General features: G+C 73.9%; 17 protein-coding genes. 9 read left to right on the top strand and 8 right to left on the bottom strand.

Features of this window, described 5'->3' with window-relative positions; translation table 11 throughout:
• Window positions 1–11: 11 nt before the first annotated feature.
• Window positions 12–1547: a type VII secretion protein EccB gene (gene eccB / locus HCJ93_RS20415; RefSeq protein ID WP_167997199.1), complete on the bottom strand. Its 1536-nt coding sequence runs from the start codon at window positions 1545–1547 to the stop codon at window positions 12–14.
• Between the two features lie 254 nt (window positions 1548–1801).
• On the opposite strand from eccB, the gene eccE reads away from it, so the two are divergent.
• From eccE to HCJ93_RS20400, 3 genes are all read left to right on the top strand, one after another.
• Window positions 1802–3085, top strand: coding sequence for a type VII secretion protein EccE (gene eccE, locus HCJ93_RS20410; protein WP_167997198.1), 1284 nt, complete (start codon window positions 1802–1804; stop codon window positions 3083–3085).
• A complete protein-coding gene (locus HCJ93_RS20405) occupies window positions 3082–4020 on the top strand; it encodes a hypothetical protein (RefSeq protein WP_373563593.1) in 939 nt (312 codons plus the stop codon). Before eccE ends, HCJ93_RS20405 begins: the two co-directional genes overlap by 4 nt.
• A 189-nt stretch (window positions 4021–4209) precedes the next feature.
• Window positions 4210–5892 (top strand): hypothetical protein, encoded by a 1683-nt coding sequence (locus tag HCJ93_RS20400; RefSeq protein WP_167997197.1) that lies wholly within the window; start codon window positions 4210–4212, stop codon window positions 5890–5892.
• On the opposite strand, the gene HCJ93_RS20395 is transcribed toward HCJ93_RS20400, so the two are convergent.
• Entirely contained in the window at window positions 5846–7897 is a 2052-nt protein-coding gene (locus HCJ93_RS20395; protein ID WP_167997196.1) for a bifunctional glycosyltransferase 87/phosphatase PAP2 family protein, read from the bottom strand. The two genes, HCJ93_RS20400 and HCJ93_RS20395, sit on opposite strands and share 47 nt — an antisense overlap.
• 426 nt (window positions 7898–8323) lie before the next feature.
• On the opposite strand from HCJ93_RS20395, the gene proP reads away from it, so the two are divergent.
• Window positions 8324–9754, top strand: a complete 1431-nt coding sequence (proP, locus tag HCJ93_RS20390; RefSeq protein ID WP_167997195.1) for a glycine betaine/L-proline transporter ProP — start codon at window positions 8324–8326, stop codon at window positions 9752–9754.
• 24 nt (window positions 9755–9778) lie between these two features.
• Window positions 9779–10450, top strand: coding sequence for an O-methyltransferase (locus HCJ93_RS20385; RefSeq protein ID WP_167997194.1), 672 nt, complete (start codon window positions 9779–9781; stop codon window positions 10448–10450).
• 27 nt (window positions 10451–10477) lie between these two features.
• On the opposite strand, the gene HCJ93_RS20380 is transcribed toward HCJ93_RS20385, so the two are convergent.
• Window positions 10478–10870, bottom strand: coding sequence for an FHA domain-containing protein (locus tag HCJ93_RS20380; protein WP_167997193.1), 393 nt, complete (start codon window positions 10868–10870; stop codon window positions 10478–10480).
• An 86-nt stretch (window positions 10871–10956) separates the two neighbouring features.
• Here HCJ93_RS20380 and HCJ93_RS20375 point away from each other — a divergent pair, with 86 nt between their 5' ends.
• Entirely contained in the window at window positions 10957–11391 is a 435-nt protein-coding gene (locus HCJ93_RS20375; RefSeq protein WP_167997192.1) for a DnaJ family domain-containing protein, read from the top strand.
• A 58-nt stretch (window positions 11392–11449) separates the two neighbouring features.
• Here HCJ93_RS20375 and HCJ93_RS20370 read toward each other — a convergent pair whose 3' ends face one another.
• The 3 genes from HCJ93_RS20370 to HCJ93_RS20355 all read right to left on the bottom strand — a co-directional run bounded on the left by HCJ93_RS20370 (window position 11450) and on the right by HCJ93_RS20355 (window position 15331).
• Window positions 11450–12028 carry a hypothetical protein gene (locus tag HCJ93_RS20370; RefSeq protein ID WP_167997191.1) on the bottom strand — a complete coding sequence of 193 codons (579 nt, stop codon included), beginning with the start codon at window positions 12026–12028 and terminating at the stop codon, window positions 11450–11452.
• 3 nt (window positions 12029–12031) lie between these two features.
• The gene (locus HCJ93_RS20365) at window positions 12032–12703 is read right to left on the bottom strand and encodes a hypothetical protein (protein WP_167997190.1); all 672 of its coding nucleotides are present in this window, start codon (window positions 12701–12703) and stop codon (window positions 12032–12034) included.
• A 522-nt stretch (window positions 12704–13225) separates the two neighbouring features.
• Window positions 13226–15331, bottom strand: coding sequence for an MDR family MFS transporter (locus HCJ93_RS20355; RefSeq protein ID WP_167997189.1), 2106 nt, complete (start codon window positions 15329–15331; stop codon window positions 13226–13228).
• A 159-nt stretch (window positions 15332–15490) separates the two neighbouring features.
• On the opposite strand from HCJ93_RS20355, the gene HCJ93_RS20350 reads away from it, so the two are divergent.
• Complete coding sequence (locus HCJ93_RS20350) at window positions 15491–16495, top strand: peptidoglycan-binding protein (RefSeq protein ID WP_309141459.1); 1005 nt, start codon at window positions 15491–15493, stop codon at window positions 16493–16495.
• A gap of 169 nt (window positions 16496–16664) precedes the next feature.
• Here HCJ93_RS20350 and HCJ93_RS20345 read toward each other — a convergent pair whose 3' ends face one another.
• Complete coding sequence (locus HCJ93_RS20345; RefSeq protein WP_167997213.1) at window positions 16665–17324, bottom strand: HAD-IA family hydrolase; 660 nt, start codon at window positions 17322–17324, stop codon at window positions 16665–16667.
• Window positions 17325–17505: 181 nt separating this feature from the next.
• Window positions 17506–18087, bottom strand: a complete 582-nt coding sequence (locus HCJ93_RS20340) for a TMEM165/GDT1 family protein (protein WP_167997187.1) — start codon at window positions 18085–18087, stop codon at window positions 17506–17508.
• Between the two features lie 421 nt (window positions 18088–18508).
• On the opposite strand from HCJ93_RS20340, the gene HCJ93_RS20335 reads away from it, so the two are divergent.
• Window positions 18509–19153 (top strand): HNH endonuclease family protein, encoded by a 645-nt coding sequence (locus tag HCJ93_RS20335; protein WP_167997186.1) that lies wholly within the window; start codon window positions 18509–18511, stop codon window positions 19151–19153.
• Between the two features lie 100 nt (window positions 19154–19253).
• Entirely contained in the window at window positions 19254–20909 is a 1656-nt protein-coding gene (locus HCJ93_RS20330) for an alkaline phosphatase D family protein (RefSeq protein ID WP_167997185.1), read from the top strand.
• The last annotated feature ends 75 nt before the right edge of the window (window positions 20910–20984 follow it).

Here is a 20984-nt window from a genome sequence, read left to right as displayed (position 1 = left end):
CGTGCCTCCCGTCAGGAGCCCTGCGGCTGCCGGGCCGCGGCGGTGGACAGGCGGGGGCCGGTGGGCAGGAACGCGGACCAGGCGGCGGGGACCGGCGCGGGGTCGACGTCGGCGTAGCCGAGGCGGGTCTGCGCCTGCTGGGCCTCGCGTTCGAGTTCCTTGCGCGCCTGCTCGGTGACGCCGATGCCGGCGTCGTCGGTGGCGCTGTCGGCGTTGGACTGCAGCACGTAGCGCAGGCCGGTGTCGGTGACCAGGAAGACCGGTCCCGCCTTGGTCTGGGTGCCCTTGAACTGGCGGTAGAGCTGGCCGGAGCCGGGGGTGACGTAGGCGCTGGTGGAGCCGGCCGGCAGGTCGGCCGGGAAGTCCCGGCCCGCCCAGGTGCTCAGGGTGGTGCTGCCGTCGGTGCCGACGCCGCGCAGCACGTTGCAGACGGTGTTGCGCTTGCCCTTGCCGGGGGAGGCCTGGTTGACGGCGCGGGGCTTGCCGGTGGGCCAGCGCTGCTCGGTGCCGAAGGGCTTGCCGGGGACGATGGCGCCGGGGCTCACCTCGAGCGGCTTGCCGGCCTGACCGAGCTGGGCCAGGTCCTCGCTGAACAGCAGGAGTTGGGCGACGAAGGCGGAGACGGGCGCGACCCGGCCGGGCAGCACGACGTAGTACTGGACCTTGTTGTTGTCGAAGGCCTTCAGGACCATGCCGACCCGGTCGGCGGTGGCGTCCAGCCGGCCGGGGGCTCCGGCGGGGGCGCCCGGGGTCCGGCCGATCTCGGGGAAGGTGATGGGGTCGCCCTGGTGGAGGGTGGCGAGCCATTCGCGGGAGACCTGCTGGGGTTCGCGGCCCGAGCCGACGACGGTGCGCAGCAGCAGTTCGAGGCCGGCGCCGGTGTCGAGGCGGTCGATGCGGTAGGCCGTGCCGCCCGCGTCCACCACGTAGCGCTTGCCCTGGGGGTCGGCGACGTAGAGGAGTTCGCCCTCGGTCAGCCGCTGCTTGCCGTCGGTCAGCCGCTGTTCGCGGTCGGCGAGGACCAGCGCGGCCTTCTGGACGGACCGGCCGCCGGCGCTGGGCCGCTCGCACACCGCCCACCGCTTGGCGGTGCCGGCTTCCTGCGCGGAGGGCAGGCGGTCGGGTGCGTAGGGGATGCCGATGGTGACGCCGTGCGGGATCTTGCCGCTGTCCAGGACCTTCTCGCTGACGGTGACCACGTCGCCCTTGCCGGGGGCGAGGAGGAGCTTGGCGGAGGCCATGTTGAGCACCGGGTGCAGCTGGACCTCGTTGCCGGTCTTCAGGACGACGTAGCGGGTGGTCGACGTGCTGGCGATGATCACTTTCTCGGCCGGGGTGTCCCAGCCCTTGGGCGCGGTGGGCCGGAACATGCCCCAGGCGCCGAAGACGGCCATCACGATCACGCCGATGATCAGGCCGGGCAGGATGCCGCGCAGGGGCCGCGGGGCTCCCTCGTCCGAGCCGTGCGGGGACGACTGGACGAAGGCCGCGAGCAAGCGGCGCTTCGCGAAGGTGTAGGCGTTGAGCTGATCCCGCCGCGATGCCATTGGTGCCTGTCTCTCCCCGTGTCCGGCCCGAGTCCGGCCGTGTCCCCGCCCGTGGCCGACCGTGTTCCGGCGTCGTCTCAGCGTCTTCACCCGTGCCGGGCCGGACGGTGGTCGCAGGACGCGGGACGGCGACCGCCCGCCCGTCGATCTCGGGCGTGGCCCCTACTATGCCTGGTGCGCGGGACGGTTCGGAGAGCGGGTAGGGTGCCTGGGCCTTGTGTGATCAGGCGGGCGCGCCTGAACTACGGCGGTCGATGAGCAATTTGGGGGGATGGTACGTGACGGCGTCCGGAACGCGGGCGGGAGCGGCCACACCGGGGGGTCCCCAACCGAGGCTGCGCGCGGGCGGTCCCGGATCGTTCCGGCTGCAACGGGTCGTGCTGCTGGAACTCGCGGCCGCCGTCCTCCTCGTCGGCTGGGTCCTCGGCCCGGTGACCCTGGGGGTCGCCGGAGCGGTCGCCGCCGTCCTGGTGCTGCTCGCCGTCATGCGCCGCAGGGGGCGTTCGCTGCCCGAGTGGGTGGCCACGGCGCGCGCCCTGCGCACCCGGCGCAGGCACGCCGCGGCGCGGGTGATCCCGCCGGGCACCGAGCCGGGGCTCGCGCCGGCCGTGGAGTGCGATCCCGCCCTGCGCACCTACTCGTACAAGGGCCGGGACCGGCGTCCTGTCGGGCTCGTCGGGGACGGGACCTTCGTCACCGCCGTGGTCCAGGTGGAGGCCGACGCCACGGCGCTGCGCGCCGAGCGCAGCCGGCGTCCGCTGCCGCTGGCCCTGGTGCGGGACGCGCTGGAGGTGGACGGCATCCGCCTGGAGTCGGCGCAGGTGGTGCTGCACACCCAGCCGGCCCCGGCGCTGCATCTGCCGCGCGAGTCGGTCGCCGTCAGCAACTACGCCCCGCTGCAGGAGCAGACGGGCGCGCCCGCGGTCCGTATCACCTGGATCGCGCTGAAGCTCGCGCCGGAGCTGTGCCCGGAGGCGGTGGCGGCCAGGGGCGGCGGTCTGCTGGGCGCGCAGAAGTGCGTGGTGCGGGCCGCCGACCATCTGGTGAGCCGTCTCACCGGCGCCGGCTTCCGTGCCGCCGTGCTGGACGAGGAGGAGCTGACCTCGGCGATCGCCACCTCGGCCTGCGCCAATCCGCTGGTGACGGCCGAGGCGGGCCGCACGGACCGGCAGGAGCCGCGCACCGAGGAGTCGGGCCGCAGCTGGCGCTGCGACAACCGCAGGCACACCGCGTACTGGGTGCGCAAGTGGCCCGCGCTGGGCGGCGCCGGCGGCTCCTCGCTGCCGCAGTTCGTCGCGCGGATCACGGCGGTGCCCGCGCTGGCCACCACGGTCAGCGTCACCGTGGCGCCGGGTGACGGGCGGGAGGTGTCGCTGCGCGGCCATGTGCGGGTGACCGGGCGCAGCGCCGACGAACTGACCGCGGCGCGGCGGGCGCTGGAGAGTGCCGCCCGCTCGTCGGGCGCGGCGCTGGCCCGGCTGGACCGGGAGCAGGTGCCCGGCGTCCTGGCGACTCTGCCCCTCGGAGGTGTTCGGTGACGGCGATGCGGACGACGGCGGGGGCGCCGGGCGCGACGGGGGCTCCGGCCGTGCCGGTGGCGCCCGGCCCCGCGAACACCGGCGCGGTCCGGCCCCCGGCGGGCGCGCGGTCCGCGGGCGGCACCCGGCGCCAGGGCGCGGGCTCTCGGGGCGCGCCGGACGCGGGCGGCACCCGGCGCCAGGGCGCGGGCTCTCGGGGCGCGCCGGACGCGGGCGGCGGGCGTGGCCGGCGCCTGCTGCGGGGCGGCTTCGGCCTGCGCGGGCCGCGCCACGGGCGGCACACCCTCTCCTGCGCGGACCTGGACGCGCTGACGCTGCCGATCGGCGACGACGGTGTGGTCATCGGCACGGACGCCGAGGGCCAGCCCGCGGTGCTGGGCCTGAACCGGCCCACGCCGTACGAGGTGGTGCTGATCGGCGGGCTGTGGACGGCGCAGGTGCTGGCGCTGCGCGCGGCGGCGACCGGTGCGCGGGTGGCCGTGGAGACGGGCCGGGCGCAGGCCTGGTCGCAGCTGCTGCACGCCATGGGCGGCGGGCAGAACGGGCTCGCGGTCTACGACGTCGGCCGGGTCCCGCCGCTGGGGGCGTCGGCGGGCACGCCGGTGCTGGTGGTCCGGGACTGCGGCATGCGCCCGCCGCGCGGCCGGGTGGTCTCCGGGCCCTGGCGTTCGGTGCTGACGCTGCTGCCGTATCTGAGCCCGGTCGCGCCGCGGCTGGTCCGGCAGGCGCGGCTGGTGGGCGTGCAGCGGATCTCGCCGCAGGAGGCCGCCGAGCTGGGCCGGACGATGGTGCTGCCGCGGGCCGATGTGGAGGCGCTGCCCACCCTCGCCGACGGCCTCACCCTTTGGTGCGCCGACCGCGACCGGCAGTATGTGATGACCCAGCCGACGGATGCGGAGACCGGCCTGCTCGGCCTGCCCCGGCGGATGGACTGACGGTTCCGACGCACGCGGCCGGATCTCTCCCGGCGTCCGGTCACGACGGGCGGATGGACCGGCGGTCCGGCACGCCGCATACTGGCGTGGAGTACTGACGGCCAGTCACATCACCCCGCACCTGAGCACAGTTGCCCGCAGACACCCCGGCGTATCAACGCCCCCGCCCCGTCTCCCGTCTACACAACCGTGCCCCCCGCCGACCTCGCCCTCGCCACCCAGCAAGCGGACCCGGCCGGCCCTCCCCCGCTCAGTCGCCGGCTCCGCGGGTTCCTCCGGAGGCATCGCGTCCCGCTGCTGGCGACGCTCGCCGTGCTGCCGCTGTACGCGGTGTGGTGGGCCTTCCTCGCCACCGGCGGCGGTGATCTGGCCGCGCAGATCGCCTGGGCCCACTTCGCCGAGCGGCACGGGGACTCCGCGTACAACCTGTTCTGGTACGGCGGCATGCACGCCGCCAACTACAGCGTGATCTCCCCGTACGTGATGGCCGCCCTCGGGGTCCGCACGGTGACCGTGGCCTCCGGGGTCGCCGCCTCCTGGCTGGCCGCGCTGCTGGTGGTGCGCAGCGGGGTGCGACGACCGCTGCCGCTCGCGCTGCTCGCCTCCCTCACCCTGTGGTGCAACGTCGCCTCCGGTCGCACCACCTTCGCGCTCGGGGTCGCCTTCGGTCTCGCGGCCGCCCTGTACACCGGTGCGGCCGGCCGGGGCGGACGGCCGGTCCTCGCCGGTGCCTACGCCGCCCTCGCCACCATGGCCTCGCCGGTCGCCGGGCTGTTCCTGGCGATCGTCGGGGCCGGTTTCCTGCTCGGCGGGCGCCGGTACGCGAGGCCCGCGCTCGCCCTGATCCTGCCGCCCGCGGCCGTCGTCGGCACGACCAGCCTGCTCTTCCCGTTCCACGGCGAGCAGTTGATGCCGGCGTCGCGGATATGGCCGCCGGCTCTGCTCGGTGTCGCCGTCGCCGTGCTCGCCCCGCGGTCGTGGACGCCGGCCCGGTGGAGCGGTGTCGTCTACGCCGCCGGGACCGTGCTGGTGTATCTCGTGCCCTCGCCCATCGGCACCAACATCGAGCGGCTCGCCGAGTACGCGGCGCCCGTGGTGCTCCTGGCCGCGCTGTTCAGCCACCCGTCGCTGCGGGTCCGGCCGCTCGCCCCCGCGGCCGTGCTGCACCGCACCGCTCTTGCCGCCTCGTTCGTCTTCTCGCTGGCCTGGACGGGCGAGAAGACCGTCGACGATCTCGTCGTCTCCACCCCCGTGCCGGCCTGGGCGGCGCACACCGAGGGAGTGGTGCGGGCCCTGGACGGGCTGGGCGCCGGGCGGACCCGGGTCGAGGTGGTGCCCGCCCGCAATCACCGGGAGGCGACGGCGCTGGCCCCGTATGTGCACATGGCGCGCGGCTGGAACCGCCAGCTCGACATGGAACGCGCCCGGCTCTTCTACGACGGCAGCTTCTCCCCCGCCGCCTACCGGAGCTGGCTGGACCGCTGGGCGGTCGGGTTCGTGGTGCTGGCGGACGGCAGACCGGACGGGTTCGCCGCCCAGGAGGCGCGGCTGATCCGGGATCCGCGCACCCGGCCGGACTGGCTGGAGCCGGTGTGGCGGGACGAGCACTGGCAGGTGTTCCGGGTGCGGGACGCCGTGCCGCTGGTCTCCGCCCCCGGCACGGTGGTGCGCACCGACGGCGCCGGTGTCGTGCTGCGGGTGGCCGGGCCGGGCGAGGTGACGGTGCGGATCGCCTGGTCGCCCTGGCTGCGCAGCGACGGCGGGTGTCTGAGCCGGGCCGGCGAGTTCACCCGGCTGACGGTGTCCGCGCCGGGCGAGTACCGGATCAGCTCGGAGTACGGTCCTTCTCCGGCGCGGGCCGCTCGCTGCTGACCTCGGCGGCGGCCGTGACCGTCCGGGCGCGCGGGCCCTGCAGCAGGTAGGTCAGGGCCAGGCCGGCGCCGACCACGACCGCGCCGCCGGCCGCGTCCAGGATCCAGTGGTTGCCGGTGGCCACGATCGCGGCGCAGGTGAACAGAGGATGGAGCAGCCCCAGCGCCTTCATCCACATCCTGGGGGCGACGATCGCGATCACCACACCGCACCACAGGGACCAGCCGAAGTGCAGCGAGGGCATCGCCGCGTACTGGTTGGTGAGGTGGGTCAGGGTGCCGTAGTCGGGCTTGGTGAAGTCCTGCACCCCGTGCACGGTGTCGATGATGCCGAGGGTGGGCATCAGGCGCGGCGGGGCGAGCGGGTAGAGCCAGAAGCCGACCAGGGCGAGCAGGGTGGCGAAGCCGAGGCTGGTGCGGGCCCAGCGGTAGTCGGCGGGGCGGCGCCAGTAGAGCAGGCCGAGCACGGTGAGCGGCACCGCGAAGTGGAACGAGGTGTAGTAGAAGTCGAAGAACTCCCGCAGCCAGCCGATCTTCACCACGGCGTGGTTGACCGCGTACTCGATGTCGAGGTGGAGGAGGCGTTCCAGGTCGAGGATCTGCCGGCCGTGCTCCTCGGCGCGGGCGCGTCCGGCGGAGTTGCTGCCCCCGGTCGCGGCGAGCCGGACCTTCGCGTAGGCGGCGTAGGTGACGCGGATGAGCAGCAGTTCGAGCAGCAGGTTGGGGCGGGTCAGCACCCGGCGCAGGAACGGCACCAGCGGCACCCGGCGGAAGCGGGCCGGGACGGGGTCGGCGTACCGGGTGGGCACCGGGGAGCGGTAGTGGGGCGAGGTACGCGTCAGGAAGGGCACGCCGATGGCGGCGGCCAGCGCGGCGAGCAGGACGATGTTGTCGCGCACCGGGTACAGGAACGCCATGTTGGGCAGCAGCATCCGGGCGGGCAGCGTCATCACCAGGATCACGGCGACGGGCCACACCGGCCGGTCGGAGGCGCGCCGCCCGGCGCGGCCGACGACGGTGAGCAGCACCCACAGGAGCTGGTGCTGCCAGGCGGTCGGGGAGACGGCGATGACGGCGCAGCCGGTGATGCCGACGGCGAGCAGCAGCTGCCCGTCGCGGGCGTAGCGCACGGCGCGGCGCAGCGCGAGCACGGCGACGGCCGCGGCGAGCAGCAGGAACAGCCCGATCTCCAGGGGCCCGTGCAGGCCGAGGCGGAGCAGGGCGCCGTGCAGGGACTGGTTGGCGAGGTCGTCGGCGGGTCCGCCGAGGCCGACGCCCGCCATGTGGTGCACCCAGTAGGTGTAGGAGTCGCGGGGCATCGCGGCCCAGGCGAGCCCGGTGAGGGCGGCGAAGGTGACGCCGGTGGAGACGGCGGCCCGCCGGCGGCCGGTGAGCCACAGCAGGGGCGCGAACAGCAGCAGGGTCGGCTGGAAGGCGGCGGCGAGGCCGATGAGGGCACCGCTGACGCGCTGCCCGTGAGCGACGAAGCAGCCGAGCAGCACCAGCAGGACGGGGATGATGCTGGTCTGGCCGAGCCAGAGGGCGTTGCGCACCGGCAGGGACAGCATCAGCAGGCTGACGGCGACCGGTGCGGCGAGCAGCGCGGTGCGGCGGCCCACGGGCCGGGGCAGGGCGCGGGCGGCGACCAGGCCGAGCGCGACGACGAGCAGCAGCGAGCCGAAGGTCCAGCCCCAGCCGAGGGCCTGCTCGGCGGAGCGGGTGAGGGGTTTGAGGACGAGGCCGCCGAAGGGCGTGCCGGTGAAGCGGGTGGAGTCGTACAGCGAGCCGCTGACGTGCAGCACGCCCTGGGGGCCCAGCCAGGTCTCCAGGTCGGTGAGCCGCTCCCCGCGCGGGGTGGTCAGGACGACGGCGACCTGCCGCACCGCGAGCACGGCGGCGACCAGCCACAGCACCAGGCGCACCGCGCGCAGCCGTGCCTGGGTGCCGCCCACGGCCGTCGCCCCGAGAATCTCCGCCGGTCGCCCGCTGTGCTCAGCATTCGCCACGCCTGGTCGGCCTCCCGCCCCGGTCGTTCCACGCGCTGCGTGCGTGGAAGGTCACTCTGCGCACTCTATGAGTTCGCACCGCCCCAGAGCCAAGACGCAGACAACCCCCTCCTCGCCTGACCGCCTTCTTCTTGTTGTACCGGTCGGCCTTGCTGTCCGGTCGACCTTGCTGTCCGGTTGACGATAGACGCCGGGCGGCCGGGTTGCGCTTTGAGGGGGCGAGAAGGATCACACCGGGTCGGCCGGGTACGGGGCCGCGAGGGGTGCTGCGTGCCTGGACACCGCACATTTCTGTGCATCCTGCAACGATGCACGTACCGCCCGTAAAGGGACAAGCAGCGCCTATCGTCGCTTACTTGGCCCGCCCGACAGCGCCGCCGTGCGGAGCCCGTCCCTGTCCCCGTCGAAAGGTAGGCGAGCGTCGTTTTGTCGACTGCTCCTGTCGCCGCTCCCCCGTCCCCGCACCCGGCCACGCGGCCCGAGGCGCCCGGCGCCCGGGACGCCGCACCCACCGTGACCGACCCCGCGCTGGTCCGGCGCGCCGTGAAGGCGGCCGCGCTCGGCAACGCGATGGAATGGTTCGACTTCGGTGTCTACAGCTACATCGCGGTCACCCTGGGCAAGGTCTTCTTCCCGTCGGGCAACCCCACCGCACAGCTGCTGTCCACCTTCGGCGCCTTCGCGGCGGCCTTCCTGGTGCGCCCGCTGGGCGGCATGGTGTTCGGCCCGCTGGGCGACCGCGTGGGCCGGCAGAAGGTCCTCGCCCTCACCATGATCATGATGGCCGCGGGCACCTTCGCCATCGGCCTGATCCCCTCCTACGCCACGATCGGTGTCGGCGCCCCGATCCTGTTGCTCGCGGCCCGCCTGGTGCAGGGCTTCTCCACCGGCGGCGAGTACGCGGGTGCCTCCACGTTCATCGCCGAGTACGCCCCGGACAAGCGGCGCGGCTTCCTCGGCAGCTGGCTGGAGTTCGGCACGCTCGCCGGCTACATCGCGGGCGCGGGCCTGGTCACCCTGATGACCGCGCTGCTCTCCTCCGGCGACCTGCTCTCCTGGGGCTGGCGCATCCCGTTCCTGATCGCGGGCCCGATGGGCGTCATCGGCCTGTATCTGCGGATGCGCCTGGAGGAGACCCCGGCGTTCGCCGCCGAGGTGGAGAAGGCCGAGAAGAACCGGCCGAAGGTACCGCTGCGCGAGATGATCACCGGCCAGTGGCGGGCACTGCTGCTGTGCGTGGGCCTGGTGCTGGTGTTCAACGTCACCGACTACATGCTGCTGTCGTACATGCCGAGCTACCTGACCGGCGAGCTGCACTACGACGAGACGCACGGTCTGCTGGTGGTGCTCGGTGTGATGGCGCTGATGATGCTCGCCCAGCCGTTCGTGGGCGCGCTGACCGACCGGGTGGGCCGCCGTCCGGTGATCGCCGCCGGCTGCGCCGGCTTCCTGCTGCTGTCCGTTCCGGCGCTGCTGCTGATCCGGGACGGTTCGCTGCTCGCGGTCGCCGCCGGCATGGGCGCCCTGGGGCTGCTGCTGGTGTGCTTCACGGCGGCGATGCCGTCCGCGCTGCCCGCGCTGTTCCCGACCCGGGTGCGCTACGGCTCCCTGTCGATCGGTTTCAACGTCTCGGTGTCCCTGTTCGGCGGCACCACCCCGCTGGTGGTCACCGCGCTGATCGGAGCCACCGGCGATGTGATGATGCCCGCCTACTACATGATGGCCGCGGCCGTGATCGGCGGTTTCGCCGTCTGGCGGATGGCGGAGTCGGCCGGAAGGCCGCTGCCCGGTTCTCCGCCGTCGCTCGAGGCGGAGACACTGGAGAGCGGGGCGGCCGGGACCACCGGATCCGCCTGACCCACCGGACGAAAGGCGCGGCGGATGAGCGACGAGCAGCTCTGGCACGAGGTGGACGACTACTTCACGGCCCGCCTCGCACCGGGAGACGAGGTCCTGGAGGCCGCGCTGCGGGACAGTGCGGCGGCCGGGCTGCCGCCGATCGCCGTCGCACCCAACCAGGGCAAGCTGCTGCAGCTGCTCGCCCAAATCCAGGGCGCCCGGCACATCCTGGAGATCGGCACGCTCGGCGGCTACAGCACCATCTGGCTGGGCCGCGCCCTGCCGCCGGACGGACGGCTGATCACCCTGGAGTACGAGCCGAAGCACGCCGAGGTCGCCACCCGCAACCTCGCCCGGGCCGGGCTGGAGAAGCAGGTCGAGGTGCGGGTGGGTCCGGCGCTCCAGTCGCTGCCGCGGCTGGCCGACGAGAACCCGCCGCCCTTCGACCTGGTCTTCATCGACGCCGACAAGGCCAACAACGCCCGCTACCTGGAGTGGGCGCTCCGGCTCACCAGCACCGGCAGCCTGATCGTCCTGGACAACGTGGTGCGCGGCGGCCGGATCGCCGACCAGGACAACCACGATCCGGACGTGGCGGGCACCCGCGCCGCGCTGGAGATGATCGCCGGCCATCCGCGGCTGAGCGGCACGGCGGTCCAGACGGTCGGCGTCAAGGGCCACGACGGGTTCGCGCTGGCGCGGGTGCTGGCCTGAGCCGCCGCGGGCAGCCCCGGAAGTGCCTCAGACCTCGTGGTAGAAGCCCACGTTGACGCTGCGCGGGGCCGTGCGGTCGTGGATCACGATCTCGCCGTTGCCGCCCCTGGGCAGCGCGACGGTGCCGCCGTAGGCGACCGGGCCCGCGTATTCGCCGGCGGTGATGCGGACCTCGGAGGACGGCTCCGGCAGGGAGCCGCGCAGCCAGGTCAGATGCCAGGTGCCGTCCTGCCCGCACTGGAACTCCAGATGGACGCGGGAGACGAACAGCCAGTCGTCCGGGGTGACCAGCCGGCACACCGAACGGTCGCGTCCCACTCGCAGCACGGCGCCCGGCTCGCTGGGTGCGTCGGCCATCTGCATCCCGGCCGTGGCACCCTCTTCCGCCGCGGTCACGGCGGCCATGGTCAGTTCGAGCACGTGCGCTCCTCCTGTGACGATCCGGCTGGCTGAGATCCGCCGCATGATAGAACGCCCGGCTGTACTCCGTCCGGCACAATGGGTGCATGACGGAGCGCAAGCCCCCCGGCGTGAGCTTCGAGTCCTTCGCCGACAAGCAGATCCGCGACGCCGAGGCCCGCGGGGAGTTCGACCGGCTCGAGGGTGCGGGCAAGCCCCTGCCCCGCGACATCGAGACCACCTACGACGACCTGTGGTGGGTCAAGCGCAAGATGTCCCGCGAGGGCCTGTCGGTGCTGCCGCCGGCGCTGGCGCTGCGCAAGGAGGCCGAGGACGCGCTGGAGGCGGCGCTCGCGGCGCCCTCGGAGCGGATGGTGCGCAAGATCCTCACGGAGATCAACGCGAGGATCCGCGAGATGATGTTCAAGCCGCCGCCCGGGCCCCCGCTGGGCAGGAAGCCGTTCGACGTCGAGGAGGTCGTACGGCAGTGGCGGGAGCGCCGGGAGGCGGCCGGCGGCCGGGGCCCTTCTTCGCGGGCGTAGGCCGGAATCCTTCCTCGCAGCGGTGGTCGTGGGTCGTACCGGAGAGCGGTGGCGCCGTTCAGACGTGCAGCAGCCGCTCGGCGAGCTGCCGGTAGTCCCGCAGGGCCAGGCGCAGCTGCTCGGTGTCGGTGGCCGCGGTGCCGCCGCCCTCACCGGTCTCGGCCGCCTGCCAGGACCGGCGCAGCGTGCGGCGGCGCTCGGTCACCGCGTGGGTGACGCGCTCGGTGAGCTCCTGGAGCACCTGGTCGGCCTCGGCCACCGCCTCGCGCGGGGTGTCGACGAAGCCGGCCACGGCGTGCTGGAGCTGCGCGGTGAGCTTGTCGCTGTCGTCCCGGGCGAGCAGCTGCTGCCCGGAGCCGGAGCCGTGGAGCCGGTCGTCCCGGTTGTCGTGGGCGCCGTGCTCGGCGCCGGTGTCACCGGCGTGGCCGGTGTCCCGTCGGGCGTCCTCGGACCTGAGGCGGTCCCGCTCGGCGGCCAGTCCTGCGGTGTCCGTGGCCGGGGCGTCCTGGGAGCTTCCGGAGGTGGCCGGGGGTTCCGTGGACTGCGGGTGGGCGGCGACCAGCGGGCTGTCGCTGCCGTCGTCGGCGGGGGTGCCGCCGGCCGTGGGGTTCTCGGGGTGCCGGGTGGTGTCGGTCATGATTCAGCTCTCCTTCGTCTGGCGCCGGTGCAGCAGCGACGGCGTGTGCGAGCCGCGCGCGGACCGGGTCTCGTGCTCGCGTCCCGGGGTGGCGCGGTGGCGTCCGCCGTCGGGGCCTGACGGGCGCAGCAGCTCGTCGAACAGGGCACGGGCCTCGACCATCGCCTCGCGCATCTCCTCGGTTCCGGCGCCGCCGTCGGCCGCGCCGTTCGCCCGGGCCCGGGTCACCCGGTGCACGCGCCGGTAGCCGTCGACGTGGTGGGCGTGGTGCACGGACAGGGCGGCGAACTGCTCCTCGTACTGGCCGCCGTCGGGGAAGCCACGGGCGCCGGCGAGATCCGAGATCAGCCGGTCGGCCTCGGCGAGCGCCTCGCGCGGCGACTCGACGAACCGCTCCTGGGCGGCGGTCCAGCGCGCCTCGAAGCCGTGCCGCTCGGTGGGCTCCAACTCCCGCATGCGCAGGGATCCATGGCGCTCGACGCGGTCGGCGAGCTCCCGCTCGGCCGCCTGGGTGTCCCCGTCGTGGCGGGCGACGGCCCGCTCGTACTCCGGCCCGAAGCGCCGCTTGAGACTCATGCCGTGCCGGGGTCCGCGGGCGCGCAGGGCGACGACGGCGGCGACGGCCACGAGGACGGCAGCAATCACGATCAACGCAATGATCAGTCCAGTGGACATGTATGCCTTCCGGGGTTCTCGTCCAACCGGCACTCCTGGCGAGCCGGTTCGCCAAGCGGGTAGCCCCGAACGGCGTCCGCAAACAGAATGCGGGGATGACCTGGACCGTTGCCCCGAGCCGCCCGCCTCCCCGACCGCCGCACTCTGGCGCGCCTGCCCCTGCCGCACCGAGGTCTGCGACCGCTGGTGCCTGCTGCGCGGGGGCCGCAGGACCGACGCCGGGGAGCTGGAGCGGGGGATCGCGGCGTACGACGGCGCCGACCCGGCGCTGCTGGTGCGGCCCGCCGGGGAGGCGGCACGGGCTCGCGGGGCCCGCCGGACGATCCTGGACGCCCGCAGCGACCCGGTCGGGGCCCGCACCCTGTACGCCCGGCCCGGCCACCCGGAGACCGGGCCGCACAGCACCGACCCGTACGCCGGGCACTGGTTCACCGAGCCGCTCACCCCGCTCGCCCGGGCCCGGCCGGCCCGCCCGCTCGCCCGAGTCCTCGGCCGGCCGCCCCGGACCCTGTTCGTGCCCCCTCAGACCGCGCGCGTGACCGGCCGCTCTCCCCGTGGGCTCCCGCCCCTCGGGCGTTCGCTGCTGGAGCCGCACAGCTCGCCGGACAGGTCGTGCACCAGCTGGACCAGGTCGGTGGGCCGGTCGGGCCCCCACCAGTCGCCGAGCAGTTCGGCCAGGGACTCCTCGCGGGCCTGCGCCAGCCGCTCGGCGACCGTCCGGCCCTCCTCGGTGAGCACCAGGTCGGGTCCGCGCCGCGCCGCCAGGTGCCGGGACTCGACCTCGCGGGCGGCGTCCATCACCACGCTCAGCGGGATGGCGGTGCGCTCGGCGAGCAGCGCCGGCTCCACCGAGCCGTGCCGGCGGATCCGCAGCAGCAGCCAGCTGGAGGCGGGCAGCAGGTCGTAGCCGGCGCGGGCGGTGATCTTCCGGTAGATCTCGCGGCGCCCCTCGCGCGTGCCGAGCAGGGACAGCGCGCGGCACACCTCGTCGTAGGAGGACCGCTCGACGGGGTTGCTGGCGAGGGTCTCGGTGGCGTCGGGCGCGGTGACCGAGGCGCGCAGCCGGTCCTCCCGCAGGAACCAGGCCAGCACGAATCCGGCGAGCGCGACCGGCACCGCGTACAGGAAGACATCGGTGATGGCGACGGCGTAGGCGTGGACGGCGTCCGGGCGCAGCGCGGCCGGCAGTGCGTCGATGCCGCGCGGGTCGGCCTCCAGGGCGGCGGGGGTGACGCCGGGCGGGAGCTGGGCGCCGCGGAAGGCGGCGGCGAGTTCGTCGCCGAGCCGGGCGGCGAAGATCGTGCCGAAGACGGCGACGCCGAAGGAGGCGCCGATGGAGCGGAAGAACGTCGCGCCGGAGGTGGCGACGCCGAGGTCCTCGTAGGAGACGGCGTTCTGCACGATCAGCACCAGGACCTGCATCACCAGGCCGAGACCGAGGCCGAAGACGAAGAAGAAGGCGCTCATCTCCCCGGTGGAGCTGTTCTCGTCGAGCTGGTGGAGCAGCAGCAGCCCGAGGGTGGTGACGGCGGTGCCGGCGATCGGGAACACCTTCCAGCGGCCGGTGCGGCTGACGATCTGCCCCGAGCCGGTGGAGGCGATCAGCATGCCGGCCACCATCGGCAGCATGTGCACGCCGGACATGGTGGGGGTGACGCCCTGGACCACCTGGAGGAACGTCGGCAGATAGGTCATCGCGCCGAACATCGCGAAGCCGACGACGAAGCTGATCACGGCGGACAGCGTGAAGGTGCGGATGCGGAACAGCTTCAGCGGCAGCACCGGCTCGGCGGCCCGCCGCTCCACCGCCACGAAGGCGACGGCGAGCACCGCGCCCAGCACCGCGAGCCCCACGATCTGCGTGGAGCCCCAGGCCCAGGTGGTGCCGCCGAGGGAGGCGACCAGCACCAGGCAGGTGGCGACGGCGGCGATGAGGAAGGTGCCGAGGTAGTCGATGACGTGCCGGGTGGCGCGGCGCGGGATGTGCAGGACGGTGGCGATGACGGCGACCGCGACGACACCGACCGGCAGGTTGATGTAGAAGACCCACCGCCAGCTCAGGTGCTCGGTGAACAGCCCGCCCAGCAGTGGCCCCAGCACGCTGGTCGCGCCGAAGACCGCCCCGAACAGACCCTGGTACCGGCCCCGTTCGCGCGGCGGCACCAGATCGCCCACGATCGCCATGGACAGCACGATCAGACCGCCGCCGCCCAGCCCCTGCAGTCCCCTGAACGCGATCAGCTGCGCCATGTCCTGCGCCGCCCCGCACAGCGCCGAGCCGATCAGGAAGATCACGATGGCGGTCAGGAACAGCCGCCGGCGCCCGTACTGGTCGCCGAGCTTGCCCCACAGCGGAGTGGCGGCGGTCGAGGCGAGCAGATAGGCGGTGACCACCCAGGACAGGTGCTCCAGGCCGCCCAGCTCGCTGACGATGGTGGGCAGCGCGGTGGAGACGATGGTCTGGTCGAGTGCCGCGAGCAGCAGACCGAGCAGCAGGGCGCCGATGGAGACGAGCACATTGCCGGACACCTGCTCGCCGGCGCCGTCCGGCCCGGCCTGCGGTCCCGTGCCGGGCGCGGTTCTGGTGGCGCTCGCGTCCGGCGTGCCGCGGTGCGCGTCATCGGCCATGGAGACCTCCACAGAATCCCGGGTTCCTCTCCATCGTGATCGGTGTGTCCCGTTATGGCCTGTCGAGTCCTGCCGGAAGTTCACATTCCGGGGGCGCCCCACGGCAGGTGTGGAGAAGATCTGCATAATCCTTGGAGTTCGCGAGGGGAGGGACGACGCGTGGATCAGCCGAGGGGCAACCCGTGCCCGGAGTGCGGCACGCCCAGAAACAGCGACAACACCCCGTCCTGCGCCTGCTCCGACCGCGCCGCCGAGGCCCTGCGCGACGCCCGGACGGCGGAGGCGGCCGCCGCCGAGGACTTCGACCCGCTGCGCATCCGCCCGTACGTGGAGCTGGACGGCCGCCCCGCGTCCGGTACGCCGGACGAGGAGAACGGCACCCCCGGTACCCCGGCCGACGCGACCATGCCGCTTCGTGCCGTACCCCCAGAGACCGCGGCCCTGGCCACCCCGTCGGCGCCCGCCGGGCCCAGCCCCGAGGACCTGGACCTCTTCGAGGCCACCCCCGCACCGGGCGGACCCGCCCCGGTCTCCCCCGACGACACCGCGCCCCCGCGCCGGCGTCGCGGCACCGCGCTGCTCGCGGCAGCGGGGACGGTGGTCGCCGTCGTCGGCGCGGCCGGCTGGGCGAGCGGCCTCTTCTCCTACGAGCCCCCGTCCCGCGACGAGTCCCTCCCGGACGAGACCAGGGCCAGCGTCCCCGACGTCACCCCGTCGGAGGTCACCCCCGCCCCCAGCTCCGGCGCACCTTCCGCCTCCCCCTCCTCGTCCCCCTCGGACTCTGCCTCAGCGAGCGCGAGCACCTCCGGTTCCCCCTCCCCGTCGGCCTCCAGCGCCACCCCGTCCCCGACCCGGACGTCCCCGCCCGCCCGCCCGTCGACCAGCGCCGCCGAGCCGGCCGAGACCGCCGAGGAGGACGAGGGCGCCCGCCGCGCGGCCCCGCCCCCGGTGCTGCGCCGTGGCGACCGCGGCGACGAGGTGGCCGAACTCCAGTCCCGCCTGGCCCAGTTGCACCTCTACAACGACGAGATCCACGGCAACTTCAACCGCCGCACCGAGGACGCCCTGCGCGCCTACCAGTGGTCCCGCGGCCTCCGCGACGAGCTGGGCGTCTACGGTCCCGCGACCCGCCGGCTCCTGGAGTCCGAGACCCGCGAACCCTGAAACCAGCGCACCCCTCCAGGGGCGCGGGCACTGCACACCCGCCCCCCACGGCTCGCAGCAAACCGCCGGGCAGACGGGGCAGCCCCCAGGGGTGCCGGGAACCGCGCGACCAGCCACGGCCCGCCCCGCACCCGGCAAGGCACGGAGACCGCCCCCACGGCCCCGGCGCTCACTCCCCCACGTGCAGCCGCACCCCGCCGTCGAACACGTCGACCCGCAGCTGCGTGAGGTCCCGCACCACGACATCCGGCCGGTACGCCCCGGCCCGGGGTCCGACCCCCACCACCCGCATCCCCGCGGAGCGCCCCGCCTCGATCCCGGCTCCCGAGTCCTCGAACACCACGCACTCGGCCGGATCGACCCCCAGCTCGGCCGCACCCTTCAGAAAGCCCTCCGGATCCGGCTTGCTGGCCCCCACCGACTCCGCCGTCACCCGCACCTCGGGCATCTCGAGGCCGGCCGCCGCCATCCGGGCCGTCGCCAGCGCGACATTCGCCGACGTCACCAGCGCATGCGGCACACCCCGCAGAGAAGCCAGGAACTGCGGGGCACCCGGAATGGCGACGACACCCTCGGTGTCAGCCGTCTCCTCCGCCAGCATCCGCGCGTTGTCCGCGTAGTTCTCCTCCATCGGCCGGTCCGGCAGCAGCAGCGCCATCGAGGCGTACCCCTGGCGCCCGTGCACGACCTTCATCACCTCGTCCCCGTCGAGCCCGTTGCGCTCGGCCCAGCGGCGCCAGACGCGTTCGACGGCCGCATCGGAGTTGACGAGGGTGCCGTCCATGTCCAGCAGGAGGGCCCGGGCGGTGAGTACGGCGGTGGCCGGCATCGGCAGCTCCAGTCGCTTGAGGCGGAGGAACTCGGCGGCGCTCCCCCGGGAGGACAAGGCGGCCCCGCCCGCCGGTCAGGGGAAACGGGCGGGAGCCACTTTGTTCACCCACGATACAAAACGATCCCGCCCCGGCGCCACCAAGGCCCCCCACGCCGGCTCGGGGCACCGGACGACGACGTCACCCCGCGACCGCCTCCCAGAGACTCCACACCCCGAGCCCCAGCATCAGCACCGCGGCAACCTGCGTGATCAACCGCAGCGGCACCCGCCGCATCAGGGCCCTGCCCCCCACGATGCCCAGTCCGGCCACCGCCCACAGCGCCAGCACCGCGCCCACCGCCACGGAGAGCGGATCGTCATAACGAGCAGCGAGGTTCGCCGTCATGATCTGCGTCAGATCACCGAACTCGGCGACGAGGATCAGCGTGAACCCGGCCCCGGACACCTTCCAGAAGCCCTGGTTTTCCGGCTTGCGCACCTCCTCCTCGCCCTCGTCCTTCTTCAGCAGCAGCATGGCCGCGCCGCCCAGGAACAGCACCCCGGTGAGTGCGTGCACGATCTGCTGCGGCAGCAGCGTCAGCACGCTGCCCGCGGCCACCGCGAGCGCCACATGCAGCGCGAACGCGGCGGCGACACCGGCGAAGACGTAGGAGGCGCGGTAGCGGGTGCCCAGGACGAGACCGGCGAGCGCGGTCTTGTCGGGCAGTTCGGCGAGGAAGACGACGCCGAAGACGACGGCCGTCACGGTCAGGCTGATCAACGGTTCCTCAATCGGTCGGGGCTGCCCCACCGAGAGTGCTGTGCGACAGCGGACACCTCGGCACGGCAGCGCACTCGGCGCCCGTGCCGTACGGCGCGGGCATGCACTGCTTGCCGAAGGTCTCGCTGGCGGACCTGAGCACGTGAACGTGCCCGGGGGCCGCCTCCGGGCGCCGGCTCAGGCGGGCTGAGCAGTATGTCGACGGTCCGGCGAAGAGCTACTCCCCTTCTGCGCCCCCCATCGTACGGGACGGCCCTGCCGGACCCCGGGCGAGAAATTTCACAGCTCAACCACACCGCATCCATAGACGTGTCATGAACACGTCTCTAGCTTCTTACCGGAGAGATCCCTCTCCGTCATGCGGCGTGGCGAGCATGCCCCTGCTCGTGTGTCAACGCCCCTACCCCACAAGGGAGTTCGCATGCCGAAGTTCTACGCGCGTCGACGGCTGAGCGTCCTCACCGCGCTCACCGGGCTCATAGCCTCCGTCGGGCTGTTCAACGGCCCCACCGCCTCCGCCGCCCTCCCCACCCCGGTCAGCGCCTCCACCGCCCGCAGCTATCTCGCCACGCTCACCGTGGCCCCCGAGGACCGCACCGGCTACGACCGGGACCTGTTCCCGCACTGGATCACCCAGTCCGGCACCTGCAACACCCGCGAGACCGTCCTCAAGCGCGACGGCAGCGACGTCGTCACCGACGCCAACTGCGCCGCCACGAGCGGCAGCTGGTACTCGCCCTACGACGGCGCCACCTGGAGCGCCGCCTCCGACGTCGACATCGACCACCTGGTGCCGCTCGCCGAGGCCTGGGACTCCGGCGCCGGCTCCTGGACCACCGCGCGCCGCCAGGCCTTCGCCAACGACCTGACCCGCCCGCAGCTGCTCGCCGTCACCGACAACGTCAACCAGTCCAAGGGCGACCAGGACCCGGCCAGCTGGATGCCGCCGCGCTCGGCGTACCACTGCATCTACCTGCGGGCCTGGGTGCAGGTGAAGTACTACTACGACCTGTCCGTCGACTCGGCCGAGAAGTCCGCGCTGCAGAGCGGGCTGGCCACCTGCTGACGCGGCGAACCCGGAGACGCACCACGCGTGACCGCCGGGATCTCCCCGCCCGCCTCCGTCGCTGCGTACCGTACGCAGCGACGGAGAGGAAGGGGTCACCATGACCGGACTGCGCCTCGGACCGCTGCTGCGCCATCTGGACGGCTCGTCGGCGACCGTGTGGGTCGAGACGAGCCGTCCGGCCACCGCCGAGGTGCGCTGCGCCGACGGCAGCGGCGGCAGCGCCCCCACCTTCCGTATCGCCGGCCATCACTACGCGCTGGTCACGGTGAGCGGGCTGACCCCGGGCTCGCCCACCGAGTACGAGGTGCTCCTCGACGGCACCCGGGTCTGGCCGCTCGCCGAGGAACCGTACGCCTCCCTGCCGCCCTCGGTGATCGCCCCGCCGGGCCCCGGCGCGGGCACCCGTATCGCCTTCGGCTCCTGCCGCTGGGCCTCGCCCCCGCCCGGCGAGCCCGACCCGGTCGGCCCGGACGCCCTCGACGCCCTCGCGGCGCGGCTCGCCGCCGACCCCGCCGGTGAGCGGCCCGACGTCCTGCTGCTGCTCGGCGACCAGGTGTACGCCGACGAGACCTCCGACGCCACGCGCGCCTGGCTCGCCGCCCGCCGCGATCTGAACGACCCGCCCGGCGACCAGGTGGCGGACTACGAGGAGTACACCCACCTCTATTACGAGTCCTGGCTGGACCCGCGGGTGCGCTGGCTGCTGTCCACCGTGCCCTCGTGCATGATCTTCGACGACCACGACGTGATCGACGACTGGAACACCTCCGCGTCCTGGGTCGAGGACATGCGCACCACCTCCTGGTGGCGGGAGCGGGTGCTCAGCGGGCTGATGTCGTACTGGGTGCACCAGCACATCGGCAACCTCTCCCCCGCGGAGCTGGCCGCCGACCCGGTGTACGCGGCCGTGCGGGAGTCCTCCGACGGCACCGACGCGCTGCGCGCCTTCGCCGCGGCCGCCGAGGCGGACGCCACCGCCGCGCGCTGGAGCTACCGGCGCGACTTCGGCCGGGTGCGGCTGCTGATGGTGGACAGCCGCGCCGCCCGCGTCCTCGAGGAAGGACGGCGCTCCATGCTCGATCCGGGCGAGTGGGAGTGGCTGCGCACCGAGGTCCGCGAGGCCCGCGGCGCCTGTGACCACCTGCTCATCGGCACCTCCCTGCCCTGGCTGCTGCCGCATCTGGTGCACGACGTGGAGGTGTGGAGCTCGGTGCTGTGCGGCGGGGGCAAGGGTCCGCGCTGGGCGCGCCTGGGCGAGAAGCTGCGGCGGGCGGCCGATCTGGAGCACTGGCCCGCCTTCCCGGATTCGTTCGCCGAGCTGGCGGAGGTGATCGCCGAGGCCGCCTCGGGCCCGGACGCGCCGGCCACCGTGTGCGTGCTGTCCGGCGACGTCCACCACGCCTATGTCGCCGAGCCGCACTGGCCGGATGGACGCGAGCCGCGGGCGCGGGTGCTGCAGCTGACCTGTTCGCCGGTGCACAACTCCATTCCGCAGTCGATGAGGCTCGGCTTCCGCTTCGGCTGGAGCGCTCCGGCCCGCCGCCTGGGCCGCCTCTTCCTCCGGCACGGCCGCTGCGGGCGGCCGCCGGTGAGCTGGCGGAAGACCGGCGGGCCCTGGTTCGGCAATCAGCTCATGACGCTGTCGACGCACGGGAGTTCGGCGGTGCTGCGGCTGGAGCACGCCCGCACGAGGGGCCGCGACGGGGCGGCGGCTCGGCTGCACACCGTCAGCGAGACCAGACTGAGCGACTGAGCCCCGGCGGCGAGGTGCACGGCGGCTCGAGACCGCCCGGGGTGTGGAGTGCGTCACGGCGTTGAGCACCGGCCC

This window comes from Streptomyces composti, assembly GCF_012034205.1.
Classification (GTDB): domain Bacteria; phylum Actinomycetota; class Actinomycetes; order Streptomycetales; family Streptomycetaceae; genus Streptomyces; species Streptomyces composti.
The sequence above is the reverse complement of the archived record's forward strand: the minus strand, read 5'-3'. Positions and strand labels throughout refer to the sequence as shown.